This window comes from Cellulomonas phragmiteti (assembly GCF_016862775.1).
Lineage (GTDB): Bacteria > Actinomycetota > Actinomycetes > Actinomycetales > Cellulomonadaceae > Cellulomonas > Cellulomonas phragmiteti.
The window spans coordinates 56,777-82,447 of the sequence record NZ_BONP01000011.1 but is presented as its reverse complement, the minus strand read 5'-3'; the positions used below and the strand labels follow the sequence as shown (position 1 = coordinate 82,447).

At 75.4% G+C, this 25,671-nt stretch carries 22 protein-coding genes; 17 read left to right on the top strand and 5 right to left on the bottom strand.

What is annotated here, in order from left to right:
- Positions 1-26: 26 nt before the first annotated feature.
- Positions 27-638: a PH domain-containing protein gene (locus Cph01nite_RS10955; RefSeq protein WP_203674083.1), complete on the bottom strand. Its 612-nt coding sequence runs from the start codon at positions 636-638 to the stop codon at positions 27-29.
- 26 nt (positions 639-664) lie between these two features.
- Between Cph01nite_RS10955 and Cph01nite_RS10950 the strand changes: the two genes are divergently transcribed.
- The 8 genes from Cph01nite_RS10950 (at position 665) to Cph01nite_RS10915 (ending at position 13,330) form a co-directional block, all read left to right on the top strand.
- The gene (locus Cph01nite_RS10950) at positions 665-2,455 is read left to right on the top strand and encodes an ABC transporter ATP-binding protein (protein ID WP_203674082.1); all 1,791 of its coding nucleotides are present in this window, start codon (positions 665-667) and stop codon (positions 2,453-2,455) included.
- Between the two features lie 198 nt (positions 2,456-2,653).
- Entirely contained in the window at positions 2,654-4,663 is a 2,010-nt protein-coding gene (locus tag Cph01nite_RS10945) for an ABC transporter substrate-binding protein (protein WP_203674081.1), read from the top strand.
- Positions 4,664-4,776: 113 nt separating this feature from the next.
- The gene (gene typA / locus Cph01nite_RS10940; RefSeq protein WP_203674080.1) at positions 4,777-6,708 is read left to right on the top strand and encodes a translational GTPase TypA; all 1,932 of its coding nucleotides are present in this window, start codon (positions 4,777-4,779) and stop codon (positions 6,706-6,708) included.
- A gap of 22 nt (positions 6,709-6,730) precedes the next feature.
- On the top strand, positions 6,731-8,464 hold the full coding sequence (locus Cph01nite_RS10935) for a BCCT family transporter (RefSeq protein WP_239069193.1): 1,734 nt from the start codon (positions 6,731-6,733) through the stop codon (positions 8,462-8,464).
- A complete protein-coding gene (locus tag Cph01nite_RS10930) occupies positions 8,461-9,417 on the top strand; it encodes a PIG-L family deacetylase (protein WP_203674079.1) in 957 nt (318 codons plus the stop codon). The genes Cph01nite_RS10935 and Cph01nite_RS10930 overlap by 4 nt, the downstream gene beginning before the upstream one ends.
- 5 nt (positions 9,418-9,422) lie before the next feature.
- The gene (locus Cph01nite_RS10925) at positions 9,423-9,794 is read left to right on the top strand and encodes a hypothetical protein (RefSeq protein ID WP_203674077.1); all 372 of its coding nucleotides are present in this window, start codon (positions 9,423-9,425) and stop codon (positions 9,792-9,794) included.
- A 10-nt stretch (positions 9,795-9,804) separates the two neighbouring features.
- Positions 9,805-10,302: a flavin reductase family protein gene (locus Cph01nite_RS10920; protein ID WP_203674075.1), complete on the top strand. Its 498-nt coding sequence runs from the start codon at positions 9,805-9,807 to the stop codon at positions 10,300-10,302.
- Positions 10,303-10,447: 145 nt separating this feature from the next.
- Positions 10,448-13,330: a VanW family protein gene (locus Cph01nite_RS10915; RefSeq protein ID WP_203674073.1), complete on the top strand. Its 2,883-nt coding sequence runs from the start codon at positions 10,448-10,450 to the stop codon at positions 13,328-13,330.
- Positions 13,331-13,332: 2 nt separating this feature from the next.
- Here Cph01nite_RS10915 and Cph01nite_RS10910 read toward each other — a convergent pair whose 3' ends face one another.
- Positions 13,333-13,608: a putative acetyltransferase gene (locus Cph01nite_RS10910; RefSeq protein WP_203674071.1), complete on the bottom strand. Its 276-nt coding sequence runs from the start codon at positions 13,606-13,608 to the stop codon at positions 13,333-13,335.
- 93 nt (positions 13,609-13,701) lie between these two features.
- Here Cph01nite_RS10910 and fdxA point away from each other — a divergent pair, with 93 nt between their 5' ends.
- The 3 genes from fdxA (at position 13,702) to Cph01nite_RS10895 (ending at position 16,758) form a co-directional block, all read left to right on the top strand.
- The gene (gene fdxA / locus Cph01nite_RS10905) at positions 13,702-14,028 is read left to right on the top strand and encodes a ferredoxin (RefSeq protein WP_203674070.1); all 327 of its coding nucleotides are present in this window, start codon (positions 13,702-13,704) and stop codon (positions 14,026-14,028) included.
- Positions 14,029-14,056: 28 nt separating this feature from the next.
- Positions 14,057-15,205 carry a succinyldiaminopimelate transaminase gene (dapC, locus tag Cph01nite_RS10900; RefSeq protein WP_203674067.1) on the top strand — a complete coding sequence of 383 codons (1,149 nt, stop codon included), beginning with the start codon at positions 14,057-14,059 and terminating at the stop codon, positions 15,203-15,205.
- A gap of 242 nt (positions 15,206-15,447) precedes the next feature.
- Positions 15,448-16,758, top strand: coding sequence for a citrate synthase (locus Cph01nite_RS10895; RefSeq protein WP_203674065.1), 1,311 nt, complete (start codon positions 15,448-15,450; stop codon positions 16,756-16,758).
- A gap of 51 nt (positions 16,759-16,809) precedes the next feature.
- Here the strand turns inward: Cph01nite_RS10895 and Cph01nite_RS10890 are convergent, their stop codons facing one another.
- Positions 16,810-17,706: a hypothetical protein gene (locus Cph01nite_RS10890; RefSeq protein ID WP_203674063.1), complete on the bottom strand. Its 897-nt coding sequence runs from the start codon at positions 17,704-17,706 to the stop codon at positions 16,810-16,812.
- Between the two features lie 4 nt (positions 17,707-17,710).
- Entirely contained in the window at positions 17,711-18,706 is a 996-nt protein-coding gene (dapD, locus tag Cph01nite_RS10885) for a 2,3,4,5-tetrahydropyridine-2,6-dicarboxylate N-succinyltransferase (protein WP_203674061.1), read from the bottom strand.
- Positions 18,707-18,772: 66 nt separating this feature from the next.
- On the opposite strand from dapD, the gene dapE reads away from it, so the two are divergent.
- The 6 genes from dapE to Cph01nite_RS10855 all read left to right on the top strand — a co-directional run bounded on the left by dapE (position 18,773) and on the right by Cph01nite_RS10855 (position 24,922).
- Positions 18,773-19,888 (top strand): succinyl-diaminopimelate desuccinylase, encoded by a 1,116-nt coding sequence (gene dapE, locus Cph01nite_RS10880; RefSeq protein WP_203674059.1) that lies wholly within the window; start codon positions 18,773-18,775, stop codon positions 19,886-19,888.
- A gap of 22 nt (positions 19,889-19,910) precedes the next feature.
- The gene (locus Cph01nite_RS10875) at positions 19,911-20,759 is read left to right on the top strand and encodes an LOG family protein (protein WP_203674058.1); all 849 of its coding nucleotides are present in this window, start codon (positions 19,911-19,913) and stop codon (positions 20,757-20,759) included.
- Positions 20,756-21,682: a dihydropteroate synthase gene (gene folP / locus Cph01nite_RS10870; protein ID WP_203674056.1), complete on the top strand. Its 927-nt coding sequence runs from the start codon at positions 20,756-20,758 to the stop codon at positions 21,680-21,682. The genes Cph01nite_RS10875 and folP overlap by 4 nt, the downstream gene beginning before the upstream one ends.
- On the top strand, positions 21,679-23,004 hold the full coding sequence (locus tag Cph01nite_RS10865) for a hypothetical protein (protein WP_203674054.1): 1,326 nt from the start codon (positions 21,679-21,681) through the stop codon (positions 23,002-23,004). Before folP ends, Cph01nite_RS10865 begins: the two co-directional genes overlap by 4 nt.
- Before the next feature lie 141 nt (positions 23,005-23,145).
- The gene (locus tag Cph01nite_RS10860; RefSeq protein WP_013116243.1) at positions 23,146-23,313 is read left to right on the top strand and encodes a DUF3117 domain-containing protein; all 168 of its coding nucleotides are present in this window, start codon (positions 23,146-23,148) and stop codon (positions 23,311-23,313) included.
- A gap of 10 nt (positions 23,314-23,323) precedes the next feature.
- A complete protein-coding gene (locus Cph01nite_RS10855) occupies positions 23,324-24,922 on the top strand; it encodes a leucyl aminopeptidase family protein (RefSeq protein ID WP_203674053.1) in 1,599 nt (532 codons plus the stop codon).
- A gap of 20 nt (positions 24,923-24,942) precedes the next feature.
- Here the strand turns inward: Cph01nite_RS10855 and Cph01nite_RS10850 are convergent, their stop codons facing one another.
- Positions 24,943-25,575 (bottom strand): O-methyltransferase, encoded by a 633-nt coding sequence (locus tag Cph01nite_RS10850; RefSeq protein ID WP_203674134.1) that lies wholly within the window; start codon positions 25,573-25,575, stop codon positions 24,943-24,945.
- Between the last annotated feature and the right edge of the window lie 96 nt (positions 25,576-25,671).

Sequence of the window (25,671 nt, the reverse complement as noted above, 5' to 3'; positions counted from 1 at the left end):
CGGCGCGTCATGCTCGCGCCGTCGGCTCAGACGAGCTGCGCCGCCACCGCCAGCAGGACGAGCACGCCCAGCGCGGCGAGCGCCCGCACGTCCACCTCGCGGCGCACCGGCGTCTGCTCGGCCTGGCCGAGGTCGAGCAGGCCGTCCTCGGCCAGGTCGTTCCAGCGCCGGCGGACGTACGTCGCGACGGTCGCGGACGACGACCCGGGGACCTCGCCGATCTGCACCGACCCACGACCGTCGGCGGCGCCGGGGCCGACGCCCCGCAGGTCGGCGGCGGTGGCCGACGCGGCGACGTGGCGACCGGGGCCGGGTGCGGCGAACGCCTCGACCCGCCGGTGCGGGGTCACGAACGTGCAGGTGTAGCGCGTGCGGACCTCGATGAGCGCGCCCCACGGGACGTGCGTCGTGGTGAACGGGTTCACGACGAGCACGCCCGTGTCGTCCACGTCGACGCGGGGACGCGCGAACACCACCCACCCCAGGAGCGCGACGGCGGCGCCGGCGGGCAACGCTCGCAGACCCGCCGCCGGCCCGTCGGCCGCGAGCTGCGCGGCCGTCGCGGCGAGCGCCGCGAGCACCGTCGCGCCTGCGAGCAGCGCCGAGCTGCGCGGCCTGTACGTCCACCGTCGTTCCATACGCCCATGATCCCAGGAGCCCCGCGATGACCACGCCCGTTCCGAGCTCGAACGCCGTGCTGGAGGTCCGGGACCTGTCGGTCGACTTCGCGGTCAACCGCCGCTGGGTGCCGGCCGCGATCGGCCTGAGCTACGACGTGCACGCCGGCGAGGTCCTGGCGATCGTCGGCGAGTCCGGCTCCGGCAAGTCCGTGAGCTCCATGGCGATCCTCGACCTGCTGCCGCGCAACGCACGGGTCCGCGGCTCGATCAAGCTGCGCGGCACCGAGCTGCGCGGCCTGTCCGCGTCCCGGATGCGCAAGATCCGCGGCAACGACGTCGCGATGATCTTCCAGGAGCCGATGACGGCGCTGAACCCGGCGTACACCATCGGGTTCCAGATCATCGAGACCCTCCGGCTGCACCGCGAGATGTCCCCGGACGACGCGCGCGAGCGGGCGATCGAGCTGCTGACGATGGTCGAGCTGCCCGATCCGGACAAGGCGTTCCGGTCGTACCCGCACCAGCTGTCGGGCGGGCAGCGGCAGCGCGCGATGATCGCGCAGTCGCTGGCGTGCGACCCGGCGCTGCTCATCGCCGACGAGCCGACCACCGCGCTGGACGTCACGGTCCAGGCGGAGATCCTCGACCTCATGCGCAACCTGCGCGACCGGCTGGACTCCGCGGTCATCCTCATCACCCACGACATGGGGGTGGTGGCCGACCTGGCGGACCGCATCGCGGTCATGCGGCAGGGGCTGATCGTCGAGACCGGCACGTCCGAGGACATCTTCTACCGGCCGCAGCACCCCTACACGCAGGAGCTGCTCGCCGCGGTCCCGCACCTGGGCGGCCCGGAGATCGACCTCACCGCGGCCCTGGCCTCCGCCACGGGCGCCGAGAACCTCGTCCAGAACGTGTCGGCCGCCGACCTCGAGGCCCGCGAGGCCGAGAACGCGCGGCGGCTGGCAGCAGCCGCGGAGCGCGAGCGCCTCCGGCTGGCGAGCGCCGGGGCGCCCGTCCTGGCGCTGGCGGGCGTCGCCATCGAGTACCCCAAGCAGGGCCGCATGCCGGCGTTCCGCGCCGTCCAGGGCGCCGACCTCGTGGTGCACGCCGGGGAGGTCGTCGGCCTGGTCGGGGAGTCGGGATCGGGCAAGACCACGATCGGCCGTGCCGCCGTGGGGCTGCTGCCGACGGTCGAGGGCAGCCTGACCGTCGACGGCCTGGACCTGCGCACGGCGGACCGCGCGCAGATGCGCGCCCTGCGTCGCAAGGTGGGCATGGTCTTCCAGGACCCGTCGTCCTCGCTCAACCCGCGGCTGCCGATCGGCGAGAGCATCGGCGAGCCGCTGTTCCTCGCCGGGGAGGCCAAGGGCGTCGCGCTGCAGCGGCGCATCGAGGAGCTGCTCGACCAGGTCGAGCTGCCGCGCGCGTACCGCAACCGGTACCCGCACGAGCTGTCCGGCGGGCAGAAGCAGCGGGTGGGCATCGCGCGGGCCATCGCGCTGTCGCCGCAGCTGCTCGTCGCCGACGAGCCGACGTCGGCGCTCGACGTGTCGGTCCAGGCCCGCGTCCTGGAGCTGCTGCAGGACCTGCAGCGACGCCTGCAGTTCGCCTGCCTGTTCGTGACGCACGACCTCGCCGTCGTCGACATGCTCGCCGACCGCATCGTGGTGATGCGCCGCGGCGAGATCGTCGAGCAGGGCTCGCGCGACGAGATCCTGCGCCGCCCGCAGCACCCGTACACGCAGCGCCTCATCGCCGCCGTGCCGCTGCCGAACCCGGAGAAGCAGCGCGAGCGCCGGCTGCTGCGCGGGATGCTCGTCGACCACGGCTGACCTGCACCACCGTCCGTACCCGCCGGGTGTGTCCGCAGCCCGGCGGGTACGCGCGTCTTCCGCCGTTTCGTGCGGGTCCGACCGCGCGTCGGGCCGCCGACGACCGGGTGGTCGTGGGAAGGTCCCGTCCGTACGGGGCGGGCGGTGCGGCGGACAGGAGGCGGACGGGTGACCGTGACGACGAGGCGGACATGGGTCGTGACGCGACCCGCGGCGCGCGGGAGCGTGGTCCTGGCGCTGCTGGGTCTGGCGCTGGGTGGGCTGACGGCCTGCTCGTCCGACCCGGTCGACCCGGCCCGGGCCGGTACCGTCGTCGTCTCGGCCGACCTGCCGTTCGCGTCGCTGAACGGTGCCACCGCTGCGGGGCGGGCTCCGGGCAGCGTGCTCGTGCGGGGTCTGGTGCAGTCGGGGTTCACGACGCTGGCCGCGGACGGGACCGTCGTGCCCGACGAGTCCTTCGGCACGGTCGAGAAGGTGTCCGACGCGCCCCTGACGGTCCGCTACACGATCGCCCCGACGGCCCGGTGGTCCGACGGCGTCCCGGTCACCCCCGCCGACCTGCTGCTCGAGTGGGCGGCCCGCAGCGCCCAGCTCGACGAGATCGTCCCGGAGCTCGACGCCGACGGCGTCGTGGCGACCACCCCCGACGACGTCGTCGTGTTCGGTGCCGCGTCGGCCGCGCTCGTGCGGGCCTCCGCGGTCCCGGCCGTCGAGGGGGCCACCGTGACCGTCGTCTACGACAGCCCCGTGGCCGACTGGCAGGTCGCGCTCGACGTCAACCTGCCGGCGCACGTCGTCGGCAGGCTCGCGCTGGACCCCGCGGCGCCCCCGCTGCCGACGGGCACCCCGACCGTCCCGGCCGCCGCGGGCACGCCGGCCGCCGGTGCCACGTCACCGGGCACGGGCGCGGCGACCACCCCCGCCACGGACGCCCCGGGCACGCCGACGCCCACGGCGACGGACGACGCCGACGCGACCGACGACTCCGACGCGGCCGACGCCTCCGACGCGACCGACGACGCCGACGCGACGGACGAGGCGGCCGCCTGGGCCCTGGCGGTCACGACGGCCGTGCAGCAGCAGGACCGTGCCGCGCTCGTGCCGCTCTCCCGCGTCTGGCGGGCCGCCGGGCGCGCGGGCGACGTGACGGCCGACCCGACCCTGACCACGACGACCGGCCCCTACGTCCTCGCGCGGGTCGACGCGTCCGGCGTCGAGGCCGTCCGCAACGCCCACTACGACGGCGCAGCCCCCGCGGCCTACGACCGCGTGCAGGTGCGGACCGACCTGGACCCCCTCGCCCAGGTCGACGCGCTGGCGGCCGACGAGGTCGACGTCGCCGCGCCGCTGAGCACCACGGACGTGCTCGCCGCGGCGGAGCGCCTCGAGGCGGTCGCCCTGCGCACCGACGGCGACGCCGTGCTGCAGCTGGTCGTCCAGGAGTCCGCCGGCGGCGTCTTCGACCCCGCGGCGCACGCGGCGGCAGCCGACCCCGCGGCGACGGCGACGGACCTGCGGCGCGCGTTCCTCGCGAGCGTGCCGCGCGACCGCGTCGTGGCCGGTGCCGTGCAGCCGTTGTGGGCCCGGGCGGACGTCTCCGACGTCGTCGCCGCGCAGGTCGGGCCGACCGGCCCCGCCGCCGCGCCGGGGGAGCAGGCCGAGCCCGGGGCGCCGGTGACGGACGACCCGCTCACGGTGCGCGTCCTGACGAACACCGCCGACCCGGTGCGCGCCACGGCGCTCGAGCTGCTGACGGCGGCCGCGGCGGAGGCGGGCTTCGACGTCGTGCCCGTCGACGCGGACGACCCGTCCCAGACCCTGCGGACGCGGCCCGAGGACTGGGACGCGGCCCTCGTGCCCGTCGCGCAGGAGGACCTGCCGGTCGCGGCGTTCGTCGCCCGCTGGCGCTCGGGCGGTGCGACCAACGTCACGGGCCACTCCGACGCCGCGCTCGACGCGGTGCTCGACGCCCTCGCCGCGCAGGCCGACCCGCAGGGGGCCGCCGAGTCCCTCGCCGCGGCGTCCGACGCCCTGCTCGCCGGGGGAGCCGCGCTGCCCGTCGTGCGCACGCCGGCCCTGACGCTCGCGGCTGTGCGGGACCGCGAGCAGGACCCCGGCCTGCCGGTGGTGACCGACGTGCCCGTGCTGTCCGCGTCGCTCGCCGACCTCACGTCGTGGTGGGACTGGGCGCGGACGGCGGACGGCTGACCGTCACGCCGCCGCCGTCGGGGCCTCCGGGCGACCGTCCTGGGGAGGGCCGGTAGGATGGGGGCGCGCCGTCGTCGGCGCATCCCCCTCAACCTCCTGAGATGAGTACCTGTATGCCCGCCACCGGCACCAGCACCGGCGTGCGCTCCGACCTGCGCAACGTCGCCATCGTCGCGCACGTCGACCACGGCAAGACCACCCTCGTGGACAAGATGCTCTGGCAGTCGGGCGCGTTCGGCGCGCACGACCACGTGGACGAGCGCGCGATGGACTCGGGTGACCTGGAGCGCGAGAAGGGCATCACGATCCTCGCGAAGAACACCGCGATCCGGTACTCCGGGCCGGCGGCCGCGGCGGTCGGCGAGCCCGACGGCATCACCATCAACGTCATCGACACCCCGGGCCACGCCGACTTCGGTGGCGAGGTCGAGCGCGGGCTGTCGATGGTCGACGGCGTCGTCCTGCTCGTGGACGCCTCCGAGGGGCCGCTGCCCCAGACGCGGTTCGTCCTGCGCAAGGCGCTCGAGGCCAAGCTCCCCGTGATCCTCGTGGTCAACAAGGTGGACCGCCCCGACGCGCGCATCGAGGAGGTCGTCCACGAGGCGACGGACCTGCTGCTGGGTCTCGCGTCGGACCTGCACGAGGACGTGCCGGACCTGGACCTCGACGCGATCCTCGACGTGCCGGTGGTGTACGCGGCTGCGAAGGCCGGCCGGGCCTCGCTCACGCAGCCCGCCGACGGCGGCCTGCCGGACAGCGCGGACCTCGAGCCGCTGTTCGCGACGATCCTCGAGAAGATCCCGGCGCCGACGTACGACCCGCAGGCGCCGCTGCAGGCGCACGTCACGAACCTCGACGCCTCCCCGTTCCTCGGGCGTCTCGCGCTGCTGCGCATCCACAACGGGACCCTGCGCAAGGGGCAGACCGTGGCGTGGGCGCGCCACGACGGCACCCTGCAGAACGTCCGCATCACCGAGCTGCTCGAGACGAAGGCGCTCGACCGGGTGCCGACCGACGAGGCCGGGCCGGGTGACATCGTCGCCGTCGCCGGCATCGAGGACATCACGATCGGCGAGACGCTCACGGACCCCGACGACCCGCGGCCCCTGCCGCTCATCACGGTCGACGACCCGGCGATCTCGATGACCATCGGCATCAACACGAGCCCGCTGGCCGGCAAGGGCGGCAAGGGCCACAAGGTCACCGCGCGCCAGGTCAAGGACCGCCTCGACCGCGAGCTCATCGGCAACGTGTCGCTGCGCGTCCTGCCCACCGAGCGCCCGGACGCGTGGGAGGTGCAGGGCCGTGGCGAGCTGGCCCTGGCCATCCTCGTCGAGCAGATGCGCCGCGAGGGCTTCGAGCTCACCGTCGGCAAGCCGCAGGTCGTCACCAGGCTGGTCGACGGCAAGGTCCACGAGCCGACGGAGCGCATGACGATCGACGTGCCCGAGGAGTACCTGGGCGCGGTCACGCAGCTGCTCGCGCAGCGCAAGGGCCGCATGCAGACGATGAGCAACCACGGCACCGGGTGGGTGCGCATGGAGTTCGTCGTGCCCGCGCGCGGTCTCATCGGGTTCCGTACCCGGTTCCTCACCGACACGCGCGGCACCGGCATCGCGTCGTCCATCGCCGAGGGCTTCGAGCCGTGGGCGGGCCCGATCGACACCCGTGTCAACGGCTCGCTCGTGGCGGACCGCTCGGGGGTCGCGACGCCGTTCGCCATGCTCAACCTGCAGGAGCGCGGCGCGTTCTTCGTCGAGCCGACGTCCGAGGTCTACGAGGGCATGGTCGTGGGGGAGAACTCGCGCAACGAGGACATGGACGTCAACATCACCAAGGAGAAGAAGCTCAACAACATCCGCTCCTCCACGGCGGAGTCGTTCGAGAACCTGGTGCCGCCGCGCAAGCTGACGCTCGAGGAGTCGCTCGAGTTCGCCCGCGAGGACGAGTGCGTCGAGGTCACCCCCGAGGTCGTGCGCATCCGCAAGGTCGTCCTCGACCAGACCGAGCGGGCCCGCCAGACGGCGCGCAACAAGCGTTCCTGACGGCCGACCGCAGGACGACGACGTGACGACGCCCGAGGTGCAGTCCGACGACCCCGCCGAGCGCGCGACGGTGCCGGCGGCGCCGTCGCGGGTGGCGTGGCGGGTGTTCGCCCCCGCAGCGGTCCTCATCGTGCTGCTCGCAGGGCTGGCCGTCGCGTTCCCGGCGCGGGCGGAGCGGACCGTCGAGCTCCTGCAGGCGGACGTGATCGGGGCGTTCGGCTGGTACTACGTCCTCATCGTCGCCGGGTTCGTGGTCTTCGCCCTGTGGATGGGCCTGAGCCGCTTCGGCGACATCATGCTGGGCCCGGACGACGCCCGCCCCGCCTTCTCGCTCGGCTCGTGGTTCTCCATGCTGTTCGCCGCGGGCATGGGCATCGGCCTGGTCTTCTGGGGCGTCGCGGAGCCGCTCAACCACTTCGCGCAGCCGCGGCCGAGCGCGAGCGGGACACCCGCGCAGCTCGCCGAGACCGCGATGGTCCAGACGTACATGCACTGGGGGGTGCACGCCTGGTCGGTGTACGTCGTGGTCGGCCTGGCGCTCGCGTACGCCGTGCACCGCCGGGGCCGGCCGGTGTCGATGCGCTGGGCGATCGAGCCCCTCGTCGGTGAGCGTCGTGCCGCCGGCGCCCTGGGGGACGTCGTCGACGTCGTCGCGGTCGTCGGCACGGTGTTCGGCCTGGCGACGTCGCTGGGCCTGGGCGTGCTGCAGATCTCCGGCGGGCTGGACCACCTGGGCGTCGTCCCGGCGTCGACGGGCCTGCAGGTCGGCCTCGTCATCGGGATCACGGCCGTCGCGACCGTCTCCGTCGTCTCGGGGCTCGACCGCGGCCTGAAGTGGCTGTCGAACGTCAACGTCGGCCTCGCGGGGACCCTGATGGCCTGCGTGCTCGTCCTGGGTCCCACCCTCTTCCTGCTCCGGGAGTTCGTGCAGTCGATCGGCGTGTACCTGTCGCGGATCGTGCCGCTGTCGTTCAACGTCAGCGCCTTCACCGGCGTCGAGGGTGAGGCGTGGCAGGCCGCGTGGACCACGTTCTACTGGGGCTGGTGGATCTCGTGGGCGCCCTTCGTCGGGGTGTTCATCGCGCGCATCTCGCGCGGTCGCACGGTCCGGGAGTTCGTCGTCGGGGTGCTCGGCGTGCCCGTGCTGGCCACGTTCCTCTGGTTCTCCGTGCTGGGTGGCACCGCCCTGCACACCGAGCTGTGGGGCGGTGGCGGGCTCGTCGGGCCCGACGGCGCGGTGGACACCACCAACGCGCTGTTCGACATGCTCGCCTCGCTGCCCGGGGGTGTGGTCCTGGCCGCCGGCGCGGTGCTGCTCATCGGCCTCTTCTTCGTGACCAGCGCCGACTCGGGCTCGTTCGTGGTCGCGATGCTCACGACCGGCGGCCACCCCTCGCCGCGGACCTGGATCCGCGTCGCCTGGGCGGGTGTCACGGCGCTGCTCGCCGCGGCGCTGCTCGTCGCGGGCGGTCTGGTGACCCTGCAGACCGCGGCGATCCTCACGGCGCTGCCGTTCTCGGTCGTCATGCTCGCCATGGTCGCCTCGACGGTCCGCGCGTTCCGGGCGGAGCACCACGCGACCCTCGTCGCCGAGCGGCTGGCCCAGCGTGAGCTGCTCGCCCAGGCGATCGGGGAAGGGGTGGCGGCGGAGCGCGAGCGCGTCGCCCGGGCGCTCGACGTGCGGCGCGCCGGGCGCGGGGGACCGCGGGACGCCGACCCCGCGGCCGCCGCGCGACCCGTGGACGGCGACGCGTGACCGGCGGCCTGCTGGCGGTGCACGCGCACCCCGACGACGAGTCCCTGGCGACCGGTGCGCTCCTCGCGACGTGGGCGGCGTCGGGCAGGCCCGTCACCGTCGTGACCGCGACCCGCGGTGAGCGCGGCGAGGTCATCGGGGCCCGGTGGAAGCACCTCGAGGGCGACGGCGGCGCCCTCGCCGAGCACCGTGAGGGCGAGCTCGCGGCCGCGCTGCGAGCGCTCGGCGTGCACGACCACGGGTTCCTCGACGAGGCCGTCGCGGTGGACGCGAGGTACGAGGACTCCGGCATGGCGTGGCTCGGCACGGGCCGCGCGGGAGCCGCCGACGACGTCCCGCCCGACGCGTTCGCGTTCGCCCCCCTGGAGGCGGCCGCCGACGCGCTGGCCCGCGTGCTGCGGTCACGCCGGCCTCAGGTCGTCGTCACGTACGAGCCCGGAGGCGGGTACGGGCACCCGGACCACGTGCGCGCGCACGAGGTCACGTCGCTCGCGCTCGAGCTCGCCGCCCGCGAGGACGACGTCCACTCCCCGGCGCACACCGTCCCGGTCGTGCTCTGGTCGGTGGTCGGACGGTCGGCTCTGCGACGCGCGCACGTCGCGCTCGGCGGCGACGCCGTGCTCGCGGCCCTGGGCCGGTCGATCGCCGACCTGACGCTGCCGGACCCGGCCGCCGAGCCGCCGACGATGGCGGTGCTCGACGACGAGGTGGACGTGCTGGTCGAGGTCGGTCCCGTCCGGGACCGTGTGCTCGCGGCGCTGCGGGCGCACGCGACGCAGGTCCAGGCGGTCCGCGCCGTCGAGGGCGAGGACGCGCTGGTCGGGTGCTACGCCCTGAGCAACGACGTGCTGGCGGCCGTCCCGGCGGCGGAGGCCTACCGCTACGGGCTCGGCAGCCTGCGCGCCGAGGACGCCGGGGTCGCGTGGCCCGCCGGTGTGCACCCGGTAGCCTGAGCGCCGTGCAGCTGCCCCCCGCCGCGACCGTCTGGCGTGTGCTCGCCTCGACCGGACTGGGCGTCGTGGCCGGCACGCTGGGCACCGTGATGCACCGGGCGGTGCGCCCCTGGGGGCTGCTCGTCTGCCTGCTGCTCGTGCTCGTCGTCGTGCTGACGGCGCGTGCCTGGGTCGGGTGGTCCGGCTACCTCGCGGGCGTCGTCGGCACGCTCGTCGCGGTCCAGGTGCTCGCGGGCAGCGGGCCGGGAGGCGACGTGCTGGTCCCCGGCAGCGACCTGTGGGGCTGGGGCTGGGCCATCGGCGTGGTCCTGGCGCTCGGGGCCGTCGCGCTCGTCCCGCGGCGCTGGGTCGAGGACGACGCGCCGTCGACGTCGTGAGCCCGGCGTCGTGAGCCCCGACGGCGTGACCCCCGACGCGTTCCGGGCGATCGTCTCCCGGCTCGCCGCCGGGGTGGTCGTGGTGAGCGCCGTCCGCCGCGGGGTGGCGCACGCCGCGACGGTCAGCTCGGTCGCCTCGGTGTCGCTCGACCCGCCGCTGCTGCTGTTCTGCGTGCACGTCGACGCCCGCCTGCGCGACGTGCTCGACGACGTCGACGTGTGGGCGGTGTCGGTGCTGGCGGACGACCAGGGCGACGTCGCGGACTGGCTGGCGTCGCCGGGGCGGCCGGCGGTCGGCCAGCTCGAGCGCGTCCCGCACCGCGTCGGTCCCGTGTCCGGCGCGGCGTGGGTCGACGGCGCCGTCGCCTGGTTCGACTGCCGGACGGAGGTCGTGCACCGCGCCGGCGACCACGACGTGGTGGTGGGACGGGTGCAGGTCGCGGCGGAGGGGGCAGCCGACGGTGGTGCGCTCGTGCACCTGCGGGGGCGGCTGCGAGGCGTCCGGTAGCGCCTGGTGTGCGCGTGGTGCGACGACGAGGTGCGGACCGGGTGAGGAATGGTCTGCACGGGCCCACCTGCCCCGCCGTCGTGAGCAGCCACCGTAGAATCACCGCGCGCGCGTCGTGCGCGCGCACGACCATCACGGGGGATCGATGACGCACGGGACCGACCGCGACACGCCGACCGAGGGCGCTGCCGACCGTGATGCCTCCGCAGCGCCCGGGCGGACGGCCGCGGACGACGACCGCGTCGACGTGCCGCGTCCGCACGACGCCCCCGACGGTTCCCCCACCCCTGGCGCGGCGACCGCGGACGAGCCCTCCGCCGACCAGCCCGGTGCCGACGGCCCCGATGACGCGGCCGCCGACCGGGAGCCGGCCCCGGTGCCCGACGCGGCACCGCGCCCCGTCGTGACGCGGGTCCCGTCCGGCACGCGCCCGTTGGCCCCGCCGACGGCCGAGCCGCTCGCCGCGTGGCCCTCGTGGGACGACGTCGCCGTGACGGCGCCGCCGGCGTCGGACGCGGAGGTGGCGCAGGCCCCGACGCCCGAGCAGGACGGACCGGCTGCCTCCGCGCCGGCGCCCGCCGACCGGGCTGACGAGGCGGCCGTCCGGCAGGAGGCTCCTGACGGCCCCGCACCCGCCGCACCCGGCGACGACGACCGGGGGGCGCCGGCGCCCCTGCCGCCGCTCGACCTCGGCGGGCTGTCGGCGCTGGCGTTCACCGCCCTCAACGCGGCCTCGGTGGGCGTCCCGGCGCACGCCCTGCCGCAGAGCCCGCTGCCGACGTCCGAGCCGGACGACGGCGCCGGGACGTCGTCCGCCGGCACGCCGTCGGCGGAGCAGGCGGACGCCGACCCGCAGGACGCCGACTCCCCGGACACCGACTCCCCGGAGACCGACGGCCAGGACGTCGACGGCCAGGACACTGACGGCCGGGGCGCCGACGGCCGGGACGCCGACCGCCAGGACGCCGACCGGGCCGCGGCGCGCGCCCCGGGCGAGGACACCGCCGCGGCGACGGCCGTCGCCCCGGGAGCGGCGCCCTCCTCGCCGCGAGCGGACGACACCGCGGTCCTGGCGCCCGCGGCCGCCGCTGTCACGTCGCCCGTCTCGCCGCGCGCGGACGAGACGGCGGTCCTGGCCCCGACGGCCGCCGCTCCTGCGGCCGAGGACGTCGAGACCCGGGCCGCGCCCGTGGTGGCGCCCGCGTCGTGGCCGAGCACGGCCCGCGGCGGCGACGGACCGCGCCCGACGCCGGGCGGCCCCGTCGACCGCACACCCCTCGCCGAGCGCGAGCCCTCCCCGCTCGACCAGTTCGAGCCCGAGGACGGGCGGTCGCACTGGCCCCGGGCGCTCGCGATCACCGGTGGCGCGGTCGCGCTGCTCGCCGCGCTCTACGTCGGGTCGTCCTACGCCTTGGCCGACCAGGTGCCGCGCGGCGCCACCGTCGCGGGCGTCGAGATCGGCTCGATGTCCTCCGACGAGGCGGAGCAGGCGCTCGTGGACGGTCTCGGGGACCGTGCCACGGCGGCGGTGCCGGTCGCGGCGCAGGACGTGCAGGCGGACCTCGACCCGGCAGCCGCGGGCTTGGTCCTCGACGCGGAGGCCACCGTCGCCCGCCTCACGGGGGTCGACCTGACGCAGCCCGTGCGGCTGTGGCGCCACGTCACCGGCGTCGGGGAGCAGCCTCCCGTCACGCGGGTCGACGAGGAGGCGCTCGACGACGCGCTCACGCAGCTCTCCGGCTCCCTGACCCTGCCACCGGTCGACGGGACGGTCGTGTTCGCCGACGGTGCCGCGTTCGCGACCGACGCCGTCGACGGCTGGGAGCTCGACACCGAGGGTGCCGTCGCGGTCCTCGCCGAGGGGTGGCTCACGGCGCCGCGTCCGGTCGAGCTGCCGACCAGCGCGGTGGCGCCCGCCGTGTCCCAGGACGAGGCGGACCGTGCGCTGGCGGAGCTCGCGCAGCCCCTGGCGTCCGCCCCCGTCACCGTGCAGGTCGGCGAGCGCCAGGCCGTGCTCGACGTGCCGACCCTCACCGCCGGCGCGGCCGTCGTCCCGGTCGAGGGCACGCTCACGCTGCAGCTCGACGGCGCGGCCCTGTCCGAGGCGGTGCTGGGCCAGGTGCCCGACCTGCTGACGACCGCGTCCGACGCGCGCTTCGAGTTCCAGGGGGGTGCCCCGGTCATCGTCCCCGGCACGCCCGGGACGACCCTCGACCCGGCGGCGCTGGCGACGTCGGTCGCCCAGGCCGCCACGACCGGGACCGACCGCGTCGCGCCCGTCGAGCTGGTCCAGTCGGACCCCGCGCAGACGACCGCCGCGCTCGAGGCGCTCGGCGTCACCGAGGTCGTGTCCGAGTTCTCGACGCCGCTGACGAGCGAGCCGCGACGCACGTCGAACATCGCGACGGGTCTGGCGAACATCACCGGCACGCTGGTGCGACCGGGGGAGACGTTCAGCCTCACGGAGGCGCTGGGCCCGATCGACGCTGCGCACGGCTTCGTGCAGGCCGGCGCGATCGTCAACGGCGAGCACAAGGACGCCTGGGGCGGTGGGCTGTCGCAGGTGTCGACGACCACGTACAACGCCGCGTACTTCGCCGGCTTCGAGGACGTGGAGCACACGCCGCACAGCGAGTGGTTCCAGCGGTACCCCGAGGGGCGCGAGGCGACCATCTTCACGGGCGTCATCGACATGAAGTGGAAGAACAACACCCCGTACGGCGCGCTCGTGCAGGGCTACGTCGCGGACGGCGCGGCGCACGTGCGGATCTGGAGCACCAAGCACTTCACGGTCGAGACGACGAAGAGCGGACGCTCGGGGGTGCAGGCGCCGACCACCGTGTACTCGCAGTCGCCGACGTGCGAGGCGCAGAGCATGGGCAACCCCGGCTTCACGGTCACGAACACCCGGCGGGTCTACCTGGCGGGCGAGCTCGTGGACACCGAGTCGCACACGTGGAAGTACAAGCCGCAGAACCGGGTGATCTGCGGGACCGCCCCCGCACCGGGGACGCCGGCAGCGCCCTGACGTCAGTCGGCCCCCCGCCGCGGTCCGCGCCGCGGCGGGGCGGGCGGGACGGTCTTGGCGCGCACGACGTCCCGCGCGGGCACGTGCACGTCCCCGCGCCGGGTCCGCACGGTCAGACCGTCGTCGTCGACGTGCACGACGTCCCCGAGGACGTCGGTGAACGGCGGCTCGCCGCCGCGCAGCGTTCCGGCGACGGCCCCGGCCGGCAGGTCGTCGCGGCGACGGCGCACGACGACCCGCGTGCCCGGCGCCCAGCCGCGCCACGTGTCGGGGCTCACGCGGAGCACCTCGTGTCGGAGGTTGGACGGCGGGGCGTGACAGGTCGCACGTGGGGGATACTAGGTCGACCGCTGCACCCGTGGAGGAGCCCCGTGACGTATGTGATCGCCGAACCCTGCGTGGACGTCAAGGACAAGGCGTGCATCGAGGAGTGTCCGGTCGACTGCATCTACGAGGGCAAGCGGTCGCTGTACATCCACCCCGACGAGTGCGTGGACTGCGGCGCCTGCGAGCCGGTGTGCCCCGTCGAGGCGATCTACTACGAGGACGACGTCCCCGAGCAGTGGGCCCCGTTCTACGAGGCCAACGTCCACTTCTTCGACGAGATCGGCTCGCCCGGCGGCGCCGCGAAGATGGGCGAGATCGCGCACGACCACCCGATCATCGCCACGCTCCCGCTGCGCGTCCACGGCGAGTGAGCGCCGCGCGCCGGGCCGTGGGGGACTCGTGGGTCTGCTGACCGGCGCGCTGCCGGACTTCCCCTGGGACTCGCTGGCACCCGTCGCCGCGCGCGCCCGTGCGCACCCGGGCGGTCTGGTCGACCTGTCCGTGGGGACACCGGTCGACCCGACCCCCCAGGTCGTGCGCGCGGCGCTCGCGGCCGCGGCCGACGCCCCGGGGTACCCGACGACGCACGGCACGCCCGCGCTGCGCGAGGCCGTCGTGGCGTGGTTCGCGCGGCGCCGCGGCGTGCCGGGACTCGACCCCGCGGCGGTGCTGCCGACCCTGGGCTCGAAGGAGCTCGTCGCGTTCCTCCCCTCGCTGCTGGGGCTGGGAGCCGGCGACGCCGTGCTGCACCCGGCGACCGGGTACCCCACGTACGACGTGGGGGCGCGCCTCGCGGGTGCGACGCCGGTGCCGGCCGACGACCCGGCGCGGCTGCTGGCGCAGCGGGACGACGTGCGCCTCGTCTGGCTGAACTCCCCGGGCAACCCCGACGGCACGGTGCTGGGGGTCGACCGGCTCCGGGGCGTGGTGGCGGCGGCGCGGGCGGCGGGCGCGCGCACGGGTCGCCCCGTGGTCGTGGCGTCGGACGAGTGCTACGCGGAGCTGGCCTGGGACGAGCCGTGGGCGACCGAGGGCGTCCCGAGCGTGCTGGACCCGCGGGTCACCGGCGGCGACCCCACGGGCCTGCTGGCCGTGTACTCGCTGTCGAAGCAGTCCAACCTCGCGGGGTACCGGGCGGCGTTCGTCGCGGGCGACCCGGCGCTCGTGGCGGGGCTGCTGGAGACGCGCAAGCACGCCGGCATGATCGTGCCGGCGCCCGTGCAGGCGGCGATGACGGTCGCGCTCGGGGACGACGCGCACGTCGCGGAGCAGCGTGAGCGCTACCGCCGACGCCGGGCCGCGCTGCGCGCGGGGCTCGAGGACGCGGGCTACGTGGTCGACGGGTCGCAGGCCGGGCTGTACCTGTGGGTGCGGCCGGACGGGCCGGTCCAGGACGCGTGGACGACCGTGCACGACCTGGCGGGTCTGGGGCTGCTGGTCGCGCCCGGGGCGTTCTACGGCGCGGCCGCGGCCGGCCACGTGCGGGTCGCGCTGACCGCCTCCGACGAGCACGTCGCGGAGGCCGCCGCGCGGCTGTCGGGCGCGTAGCCCGCGACCGTCGGTCCCGTGCCGTGGCCCCACGGCGCCGGACGACGTACATTGACCGCACCGTCTGTGAGGAACCTCACATCCGGGCCAAGGGTCTGTCGCACATTGGTCAAGACACCGCTATCGCAGGTACCGTCACGTGGGCCGACGGGGGCATCACCGCGCGTCGGTCACCCCACCGGACCGCACGGCAACCCGCCCGGGCCGGCTGGACCCGCTCGTCGGCGCAGGAAGGAACACCCATGTCGGACGTCGTCACCGCACCGGTGCAGGCCCCCGTCCAGCTCGTGGTCGACGGGCAGGTGCGAGACCTGCCCGTGGTGCCCGCCACCGACGGCAACGACGGCATCGTCGTGTCGTCCCTGCTGCGTGACACCGGCATGGTGACCGTCGACCCGGGCTTCATGAACACCGCGTCCTGCGAGTCGCAGATCACCTACATCGACGGTGACGCCGGCATCCTGCGGTACCGCGGCTACCCCATCGAGCAGCTGGCGGAGCACTCGTCGTTCCTCGAGGTCGCCTACCTGCTCATCAACGGCGAGCTGCCCAGCCCGCAGGCGCTCTCGGCCTTCGAGGAGCGCGTGAACCGGCACACGCTGGTCCACGAGGACTTCCGCACCTTCATGGGGACGTTCCCGCGCAACGCGCACCCGATGGCCGTCATGGCCTCGGCGCTCAACGCGCTGTCCACGTTCTACCCGGAGTCCCTCGACCCGTTCGACCCCGAGACGGTCGAGCTCGCGACGGTGCTGATCCTCGCGAAGACGCGCACGATCACCTCGTACGTCCACCGCGCCTCCAAGGGTGAGCCGCTGCTGTACCCGGACTACTCGCGCGGCTACGTCGAGGACTTCCTGCGGATGACGTTCGCGGTGCCGTACCAGCAGTGGGACCCGGACCCGGTCGTCGTGAACGCGCTCGACAAGCTGCTCATCCTGCACGCGGACCACGAGCAGAACTGCTCGACGTCGACGGTCCGGGTCGTCGGTTCGAGCCAGGCCAACATCTACGCCTCGGTCTCCGCCGGCATCAACGCCCTCTCCGGCCCGCTGCACGGCGGCGCCAACGAGGCCGTGCTGACGATGCTCGACCAGATCAAGGCCAACGGCGGCGACGCGACGGAGTTCATGCGCCGCGTGAAGAACAAGGAGGACGGCGTCCGCCTCATGGGCTTCGGCCACCGGGTCTACAAGAACTACGACCCGCGCGCCGCCATCGTGAAGCAGAGCGCCCACGAGGTGCTCGAGGCGCTCGGCGGCGCCGACGAGCTGCTCGACATCGCGATGGGCCTCGAGGAGATCGCGCTGTCCGACGACTACTTCATCTCGCGCAAGCTGTACCCGAACGTCGACTTCTACACGGGCCTCATCTACAAGGCCATGGGCTTCTCGGAGCGCATGTTCACGCCGCTGTTCGCCCTGGGGCGCATGCCGGGCTGGATCGCCCAGTGGCGCGAGATGATGAACGACCCGCAGACCAAGATCGGTCGCCCGCGGCAGGTGTACACGGGAGCCACCGAGCGCGCGTACGTCCCGGTCGAGCGCCGCTGACGAGCGGGGCCGCCCCGACCGCACGTCGCCGCCCTGCACGGCGCGCCGGGCTCAGCCCGGCACCGTGAGGCGCACCTGCCCGGCCGGCAGCGGTGCCGCGCCCGACGGCTGCCACGTCGGCTCGGCGCGCGACCACGTGGTGTCCCCGACCGTCACCGTCTCCACGCCCACGTCCCGGGCGACCGCGACCGCCCAGTGCGCGAGCGACCAGCCGGCACGTGCCGGGTCGTCGATCGGCAGCGCGGACCCCGTGAGGTCGATCGCCGACGGCGTCCCCTCGGCGCCGGCGGTGACGGCGGCCGGCAGGTCCCCGAGGTCGCGGGCGACGCGCGCGAGCACCGGGTCGGTGCCGCCCGGTTGCTCGACGGGGCGCAGCGTGCACCGCAGCGCCGCCGGCGAGTGGCCCGTCAGGGCCGACGCCCACGCGCGTGCTCGGACCTCGTGCTGCGCGTACGCGTCCGGGAACCCGCTGCGCTGCACGGCCTGCGCCGCCTCGGTCACCGCCATGTCCTGGTAGCCGTCGACCTTCTCGAGGCCCTCGAAGAACTTGGTGGTCGAGTAGACGGGGTCCATGATCTCCTCGACCGTGCCCCAGCCCTGCGACGGGCGCTGCTGGTACAGGCCGACCGAGTCGCGGTCGCCGTAGTCGATGTTGACGAGCCGGGACTCCTGCAGGGCCGTCGCGATGCCGATGGTCACGGCCCGCGCGGGCAGGCCGCGCCGGGTCGCCACCGCGGACGCGAGGGCCGCGTTCTGCGCCTGGTCCGGGCTCAGCCCCCAGTCGGTCCCGTCCAGGTGCGCGACGCACCCCTCGGCGACCGGCGCGACGGGCCGGGCGTTGCGCAGCAGGGCGACGACGGCGCCCACCGCGACGGCCACGAGGACCACGGCGAGGGCAGCGGTGGCGAGAGCGGGCAGGCACCCGCCACGACGACGGCGTCGGGCCATCGCGTCAGTTGGCGTGCAGCGCGGAGTTGAGCTGCACACCGGCTCCGGAGCGGGCGACGGCCTCGACCTCACCGGTGCGCGAGTTGCGCCGGAACAGCACGTTGTCCGCGCCGGCCAGCGCACGGGCCTTGAGGACCCGCGCCCCGTCCTCGTCCACGGCGCCGTCGACGTCGAACCCGACGAGCCTGACCTTGGTCCCGGCGGTCACGTACAGGCCGGCCTCGACCACGCAGTCGTCACCGAGCGGGATGCCCAGCCCGGAGTTGGCGCCGAGCAGCGAGCGACGTCCGATCGAGACGACCTCCCGCCCCCCGCCGGACAGCGTGCCCATGATCGAGGCTCCGCCACCCACGTCCGACCCGTCGCCCACGACGACTCCCGCGGAGATCCGGCCCTCGACCATCGAGGTGCCCAGGGTGCCGGCGTTGAAGTTGACGAAGCCCTCGTGCATCACGGTGGTCCCCGCCGCCAGGTGGGCCCCGAGGCGTACCCGGTCGGCGTCGGCGACCCGCACCCCCGACGGCAGGACGTAGTCCACCATCCGCGGGAACTTGTCGATGCCGTAGACGGTCACGGGCGTGCCCGTCGCCGCGCGCAGCCGCAGGCGCGTCGTCTCGAAGTCCTCGACGGCGCACGGTCCGCGGTCCGTCCACACGACGTTGGGCAGCACGGCGAAGATCCCGTCGAGGTTCTGCCCGTGGGGCGCGACGAGGCGGTGGGAGAGCAGGTGCAGGCGCAGGTAGGCGTCGGCCGTCCCGGCGGGCGGGTCCGCGAGGTCGACCACGGTCGCGACGAGGGTCACGCGGACACCGCGTGCGGCGTCCGCACGCTCGCACGCCGCGAGGTCCTCCGGGGCGTGCAGCCGCACCGAGGCGGGGTCCGCGACGTCCAGCGTCGCGGGCGGCGCCCCGAGGGCGGGTGCCGGGTACCAGACGTCGAGGGTGGTGCCGGACTCGGTGACGGTGGCCAGGCCGAGGCCCCAGGCCGTGCGGTCGGTCATGGCGGACAAGCCTACGGTGCGGACGCGGCCACCCGGTCGGGCGGCGGCGCGCGTAGGGTCGCGCACGTGGCTGCCGACGACCTCCTCGACCTGTCCGCCGACGTCGTGACGCTGACGCGTCAGCTGTGCGACGTGCCGTCCGTCAGCGGCGACGAGACGCGGCTGGCCGACGCCGTCGAGGCCGCCCTGCGCGCGCACGCGCACCTGGAGGTGCTGCGCGACGGCGACACCGTGGTGGCGCGCACGCACCTGGGCCGGGCGCGGCGCGTCGTGGTGGCGGGCCACCTGGACACGGTTCCGGTGGCGGACAACCTGCCGACGCGTCTCGAGGACGACGTGCTGTGGGGCCGGGGGACCGTCGACATGAAGGCCGGCGTCGCCGTGGCGCTGCACCTGGCGGCGGCGCTCGACGCCCCCGTGCACGACGTGACGTGGGTCTTCTACGACCACGAGGAGGTCGACGCCGCCCTCAGCGGGCTGGGCCGGGTCGTCACGCACCACCCCGACTGGCTGGCGGGCGACTTCGCGGTGCTGGGGGAGCCGAGCGACGGCGGGATCGAGGGCGGCTGCAACGGCACCCTGCGCGCGGAGGTCCGGCTGACGGGTGTCGCGGCCCACTCGGCGCGCGCGTGGGTCGGCGTCAACGCCGTGCACGCGGCCGGTGAGGTGCTGCGCCGGCTCGCGGCGTACGAGCCCGCGACCGTGGAGGTGGACGGCCTGGCCTACCGCGAGGGCCTCAACGCCGTGCTCATCTCGGGGGGCGTCGCGACCAACGTCATCCCGGACTCCTGCGTCGTCACGGTGAACTACCGGTTCGCCCCGTCGCGCACGGTCGAGGAGGCCACGGCCCACGTCCGCGAGCTCCTCGACGGGTACCACGTGGTGGTCACCGACTCCGCGGCGGGTGCGCGCCCGGGCCTCGACGCCGAGGCGGCGCAGGACTTCGCCGCCGCCGTGCTGGCCGTCACCGGCGGGCGCCCGGCGCCCAAGTACGGGTGGACGGACGTCGCGCGGTTCAGCGCGCTCGGGGTGCCGGCCGTGAACTTCGGCCCCGGCGACCCGCTGCTGGCGCACAAGGACGACGAGCGCGTGCCCGTCGCGCAGATCGAGCTGTGCCACCGCGCGCTGCGGGCCTGGCTGACCGGTGCGCAGCCGGAGGACCTGCCGCTCGGCCTGTCCTGAGGTCGGCGCATAGGCTCGGACGATGACCCACGACGACTCGTCGGCACCGACGCCGGAGTACCGCCGCGGCCCGGTCCTGCTGCGCCGCGACCAGATCCCCGCCACCACGTCCGACCAGCGCCTGCTCTCGCGCGCCGAGGGGGCCTCGTGGCTGCACGACGACCCCTGGCGCGTCATGCGGATCCAGAGCGAGTTCGTCGAGGGGTTCGGTGCGCTGGCCGAGGTGGGCCCCGCCGTCAGCGTCTTCGGATCGGCGCGCACCGCACCGGACGACCCGTACTACGCGATGGCGCAGGACGTCGCCCGGGGGCTGGTCGAGGCGGGGTACGCGGTCATCACCGGGGGCGGGCCCGGGATCATGGAGGCCGCCAACCGCGGGGCCGCCGAGGCCGACGGGCTCTCGGTGGGGCTGGGCATCGAGCTGCCGTTCGAGCAGGGCATGAACCGGTGGGTCGACCTCGGCGTCAACTTCCGGTACTTCTTCGCCCGCAAGACGATGTTCGTCAAGTACTCCGAGGGCTTCGTGGTGCTGCCCGGGGGGTTCGGCACGTTCGACGAGCTGTTCGAGGCGCTCACCCTGGTCCAGACGCACAAGGTCACCGGGTTCCCGATCGTGCTCCTCGGGGCGGACTACTGGTCGGGGCTGCTCACGTGGCTGCGCGACACGGTCCACGCGCACGGGATGATCGCCGCCGCCGACGTCGAGCTGCTGCAGGTCGCGGCGGACGCCGACGAGGCCGTGGACATCGTCGTGCGGCGGGGTGCCGAGCTGCGCGCCCAGGAGCAGGCGGCGGTGCGTGCGGCGGCGCGCGACCAGCGCGCGGCGGCGGACCCGCACGCCGACGACGCCCTGGCGGACGGCGGGTGGTGACGAGCGGCCCGCTGCCCGGCGTCCCCGCCGGCGCGGCACCGCTGCGTCTGCGGGGGCGCACGTTCGGCGTCGACCACCCGGTCGTCATGGCGGTCGTCAACCGCACCCCCGACTCGTTCTACGCCGCCGCACGCCACGGTGACGACACGGTCGACGCCGCGGTCGACCGCGCGGTCGAGGAGGGCGCCGACGTGCTGGACGTCGGCGGTGTGCGCGCCGGCCGCGGGCCGGCCGTCGACGAGGCCGAGGAGATCGCGCGCGTCCTGCCGGTCGTCCGGCGGGTGCGCGCCCGGCACCCGGACCTGCTGGTGAGCGTGGACACGTGGCGGGCGGGCGTCGCACGGGCGGTCGCGGACGCCGGAGCGGACCTGCTCAACGACACGTGGGCCGGGCACGACCCGGGACTCGTCGAGGTCGCCGCGGACCGCGGCCTGGGCGTGGTGTGCTCGCACACCGGTGGCGCGACCCCGCGCAGCGACCCGTTCCGCGTGACCTACCCGGCACCCGAGGGCGTCGACCCGCTCGACGGCGTGGTCGCCGACGTCGTCGCGACGCTCACGGCCGCGGCCGCGCGGGCCGTCGACCTGGGCGTCGACCCCGCGTCCGTGCTCGTCGACGCGACCCTGGACTTCGGCAAGACGACGTGGCACTCGCTGCACCTGCTGCGACGGACCCCGCAGATCGTGCAGATCGGGCACCCTGTGCTCATGGCGATCTCGCGCAAGGACCTCGTCGGGGAGACCCTGGACCTGCCGCCGGAGGAGCGGCTGGAGGGCACGCTGGCCGCGACGGCGGTGGCGGCCTGGCTGGGGGCCCGGGTGTTCCGCGTCCACGACGTCGCGGCGACGCGGCGGGCGCTGGACATGGTGGCGGCCCTGCGCGCCGAGCGGGCGCCGGCCCACGCCCTGCGGGGCATGCTGTGAGCGCCGACGCCCCACGCGCGCGCACCCGGGACGCGGTCGCCGCCCCTGGCGCGCCGGACGCCGGGACGGACGCCGCCGACACCGACGCCGCCGACACCGCCGTCGTGACCGTGTCCTGGTGGGAGCGTGTGCGCGCGTGGCCGTGGTGGGTCCACGTGCTGCTGGTGTGGGGTGCCTCGCGCGTGTTCGTGCTCGTCGCGTTCCTGTGGACGGCGACGGTGCAGGAGGCCAACCTGTGGACCGGCGCGCACCCGTCGTACCAGGAGTTCGTCGGGCTGTTCTACGACGCCGGCTGGTACCGGCAGATCGCGGAGGGCGGGTACCCGGCGGAGCTGCCGCGCGACGACCAGGGCCTGGTCCAGCAGAACCCGTGGGCGTTCTTCCCGCTGTACCCGATGCTCGTGCGGACCGTCATGACGCTCACGGGCGGCACCTGGGTCGTCGTCGCGCCGACCGTGGCGCTGCTGCTCGGCGGCGCCGCGGTGCTCGTCGTCCACGAGGCCGTGCGGCACGGGGCACCGCGGGCGGTGGCGGCGCGACCCGGCCTGCCGCTGGCCACGGTCGCGCTCGTGTGCGCGTTCCCGACGGCGGCGGTGCTGCAGGTCGCGTACACGGAGTCGGCCGCGCTGCTGCTGGTCGCCTCGTCGCTGCTGCTGCTCGTGCGCCGGCGGTACGGGTGGGCGGCCCTCGTGGTCGTCGCCCTCGGGTTCACGCGGGCCGTCGCGCTGCCGATGGCGGCCGTGGTGGTGGTCCACGCGGCCGTGCGGTGGTGGCGGGCGCGCCGCGGCGAGGACACCTTCGGGTGGCGGGACGGCGCGGGCCTGGCGGGCCTGGCGGCCGCGGCGGGGGTGTCCGGGGTCGCGTGGCCGGCGATCTGCGGGTGGGTCACGGGTGTGCCCGACGGCTACCTGCAGACCCAGGAGGCCTGGCGGGGCGTCCGCGAGGTCGTGCCGTTCTCCGGGTGGACGTACGTGCCGCAGTTCTGGTTCGGCGCGTGGGGGACACCGGTCATGGTCGCGGGGTTCGCCCTGACGGCCGCCGTCCTGCTCGTGCCCGCCGCCTGGCGGCTGGGGCCGGAGCTGCACGCGTGGTCGGCGGCGTACGTCGTGTACATCCTGGCCGTCATCGAGCCGGGGTCGAGCCTCGCGCGCTTCCTGCTGCTCGCCTTCCCGCTCGGGGCCGCGACCGCCGGTGCCGTGCTGCGTCCGGCCTGGGCGCGGCGCGCGTGGTTCGCGGCCGTGCTCGTGCTCATGCTCGGGCTCCAGGTGCTCTGGGTCCGGCAGATGTGGCAGTTCAACCCGTCCGGCGACTGGCCGCCGTGACCCGTTCGCGCGGGCGGGACCCGGGCCGGGGCGGCGCGCGGTGAACTAGGATGGTCGCTGGACAACCGGCTGACCAGGAGGTTGTCGGGGCTGCCCGACGACTGTCGGCCGGCAACGTACGAGGCGAAGGAGAGGCCCCGGATGGCCGCGATGAAGCCGAGGACCGGCGACGGACCGCTCGAGGTGACCAAGGAGGGGCGCGGCATCGTCATGCGCGTCCCGCTCGAGGGCGGCGGACGGCTGGTGGTCGAGCTCAACGCGACCGAGGCCGCCGAGCTGGGCGAGGCCCTCACCTCCGTCGTCGGCTGACGACCCGCGGATGAGCCCTCGGACCACCGGCGCGGCGGCCGCCCCCGCGCCGCGCACGCCCCCGACCGTCACGCTGCACGACGCGGGTGTCGGCGACTCCCCGCTGCTGGCGGACGGGTCCGTCGACGCCGTCGCCGTCCAGGTCGCCCCCGGGCGGGCGGGAGACGACGCGCTGCAGCCCCGGTCGGGGACCCCGCAGGCGGCCGCGCGGTACGGCATCGACCTCGCCGAGCTGGCGGAGCGGGCCGGCCTGACCGGGGCGGCCGGCGAGGCGTTCACCGTGCACCTGCCGCTGCCCGTGGGGTCGTCGGTCGAGCTGCCGTGGGCAGGTCTGCCCGCCCGCATCGTGCTCGTGGGTGTGGGGGACGAGAGCACGACGGCCCTGCGACGGGCGGGCGCCGCGCTGGCGCGCGCGACCCGGGGCCTGCGCCGCGTGGCCACGACCGTCGGCGCCCAGACGCACCACGACCCGGCGGGGGCGGCGCAGGCCGCGCGCGCCGTCGTCGAGGGCTACCTGCTCGCGGCCTACCGGGCGCCGCGGATCACGGCGACGCCGGACGAGAAGCCGCCGGCCGAGCTGGTGCTGCTGGGCCGTGACGGGCCGGCCGTCGCCGCGGCGGTCGACGCCGCACGCATCGGCGCGAGCGCCACCTGGCTCGCGCGCGACCTCACGACGACCCCCTCGAACGTCAAGGACCCTGCGTGGATGGCCGACCGGGCCCGTCGGCTCGGCACCGCGGCCGGGCTCGACGTGCAGGTCCTGGGACCGCGCGAGCTCGCCGCGGGAGGTTTCGGCGGCATCCTCGCCGTGGGCGCGGGCTCCGCGTCCCCGCCGCGCCTGGTGCGGCTCACCTACACCCCGGCGGGTGGCGGCGGCCGGCACGTCGTCGTCGTCGGCAAGGGCATCACCTACGACACGGGCGGGCTGTCGATCAAGCCGCGCGAGGCGATGGTGCCGATGAAGACCGACATGGCCGGGTCCGCCGTCGCGCTGGCGACCGTGCTCGCGGCCGCGGAGGCGAAGGTCGCGGACCGGGTCACCGCGGTCCTGCCCCTCGCGGAGAACCACGTCGGCGCCGCCTCGTACCGCCCGGGGGACGTCGTGACGATCCACGGCGGCACGACCGTCGAGATCGCGAACACCGACGCCGAGGGGCGTCTCGTGCTCGCCGACGCCCTCGCGTGGGCCGACGCGACCCTCGACCCCGACGTGCTCGTCGACGTCGCCACCCTCACGGGCGCCGCGAGCCTCGGCCTGGGCCGGCAGCACGCCGCGCTCTACGGGACCGACGACGCGCTCGTCGCGGCCCTGTCCGCCGCGGGCGACCGCACGGGCGAGCTGACGTGGCACATGCCGCTGGTGGCCGACTACGAGGAGGCCGTCCGGTCGTCGGTCGCCGACCTGCGGCACGTGCCCGAGGACCGCAGGATCGGCGGCGGCTCGATCACCGCAGCGCTGTTCCTGCGGCGGTTCGTCGGTCGGCGCGCCTGGGCCCACCTCGACATCGCCGGCCCCGGACGGGCCGCGGCGGACAAGCACGAGGTCACCGAGGGTGCCACGGGCTTCGGTGCGCGCCTGCTGCTGGAGTACCTCACCGCACCGCACTGAGCCGGTGCGCCCCGGCGCGCTCAGCGGCGGACGGCCACCAGCAGACCCTCGCCCGTGGGCAGCAGCGCGGGCACGAGGCGGTCGTCGGAGCGGACGTGCCGGCCGACGTCGCGCACGGTCGTCGTCGCCTCGTCGCGCCGGGCCGGGTCCGCGACCCGGTCGTGCCACAGGGCGTCGTCCACGGCCAGCACACCGCCGCGCCGCAGCAGCCGGACGGCCTGCTCGACGTAGCCCGGGTAGTTCTCGACGTCGGCGTCGACGACGACCATGTCGTAGCCGCCGTCGGTCAGGCGGGGCAGCACGTCCATCGCCCGTCCCGAGATCGCGCGGGTCCGCGTCGAGCGCACGCCCTCCTCGGCGAACGCCTCCTTCGCGGCGCGCTGGTGCTCGAGCTCGTGGTCGATCGTCGTCAGGACGCCGTCCGCGGGCATGCCGCGCAGCAGGTACAGCGACGCGACGCCGGCGCCCGTGCCGACCTCGACCACGGCGCGTGCCTGGGCCACCGCGGCGAGCACGCGCAGCGCCGCGCCCGTGCCCGGCAGGACCGGGGTGCACCCGAGGTGGGAGGCACGCTCGCGCGCCCGCTGCACCACGTCGTCCTCCTCGAGGAACTCCTCGCAGTACACCCAGCTCTGCGCCTTGTCGGTGGAGATGACGGCCTCCTCGTCGCGCGCGCCCCCGGCGGGCGCGCCTGGCCGTCAGCGTAGTCCCGTGCGCCGAGCGCTCCTCGGACGCGCGCCACGTGGCGC

Excerpts from the sequence above, each read along its gene's own strand:
- Cph01nite_RS10955 (WP_203674083.1), bottom strand. The coding sequence starts at position 638 with ATGGAACGACGGTGGACGTACAGGCCGCGCAGCTCGGCGCTGCTCGCA.
- Cph01nite_RS10950 (WP_203674082.1), top strand. The coding sequence starts at position 665 with ATGACCACGCCCGTTCCGAGCTCGAACGCCGTGCTGGAGGTCCGGGAC.
- typA (WP_203674080.1), top strand. The coding sequence starts at position 4,777 with ATGCCCGCCACCGGCACCAGCACCGGCGTGCGCTCCGACCTGCGCAAC.
- Cph01nite_RS10915 (WP_203674073.1), top strand. The coding sequence starts at position 10,448 with ATGACGCACGGGACCGACCGCGACACGCCGACCGAGGGCGCTGCCGAC.
- Cph01nite_RS10895 (WP_203674065.1), top strand. The coding sequence starts at position 15,448 with ATGTCGGACGTCGTCACCGCACCGGTGCAGGCCCCCGTCCAGCTCGTG.
- Cph01nite_RS10890 (WP_203674063.1), bottom strand. The coding sequence starts at position 17,706 with ATGGCCCGACGCCGTCGTCGTGGCGGGTGCCTGCCCGCTCTCGCCACC.
- dapD (WP_203674061.1), bottom strand. The coding sequence starts at position 18,706 with ATGACCGACCGCACGGCCTGGGGCCTCGGCCTGGCCACCGTCACCGAG.
- Cph01nite_RS10875 (WP_203674058.1), top strand. The coding sequence starts at position 19,911 with ATGACCCACGACGACTCGTCGGCACCGACGCCGGAGTACCGCCGCGGC.
- Cph01nite_RS10860 (WP_013116243.1), top strand. The coding sequence starts at position 23,146 with ATGGCCGCGATGAAGCCGAGGACCGGCGACGGACCGCTCGAGGTGACC.
- Cph01nite_RS10855 (WP_203674053.1), top strand. The coding sequence starts at position 23,324 with ATGAGCCCTCGGACCACCGGCGCGGCGGCCGCCCCCGCGCCGCGCACG.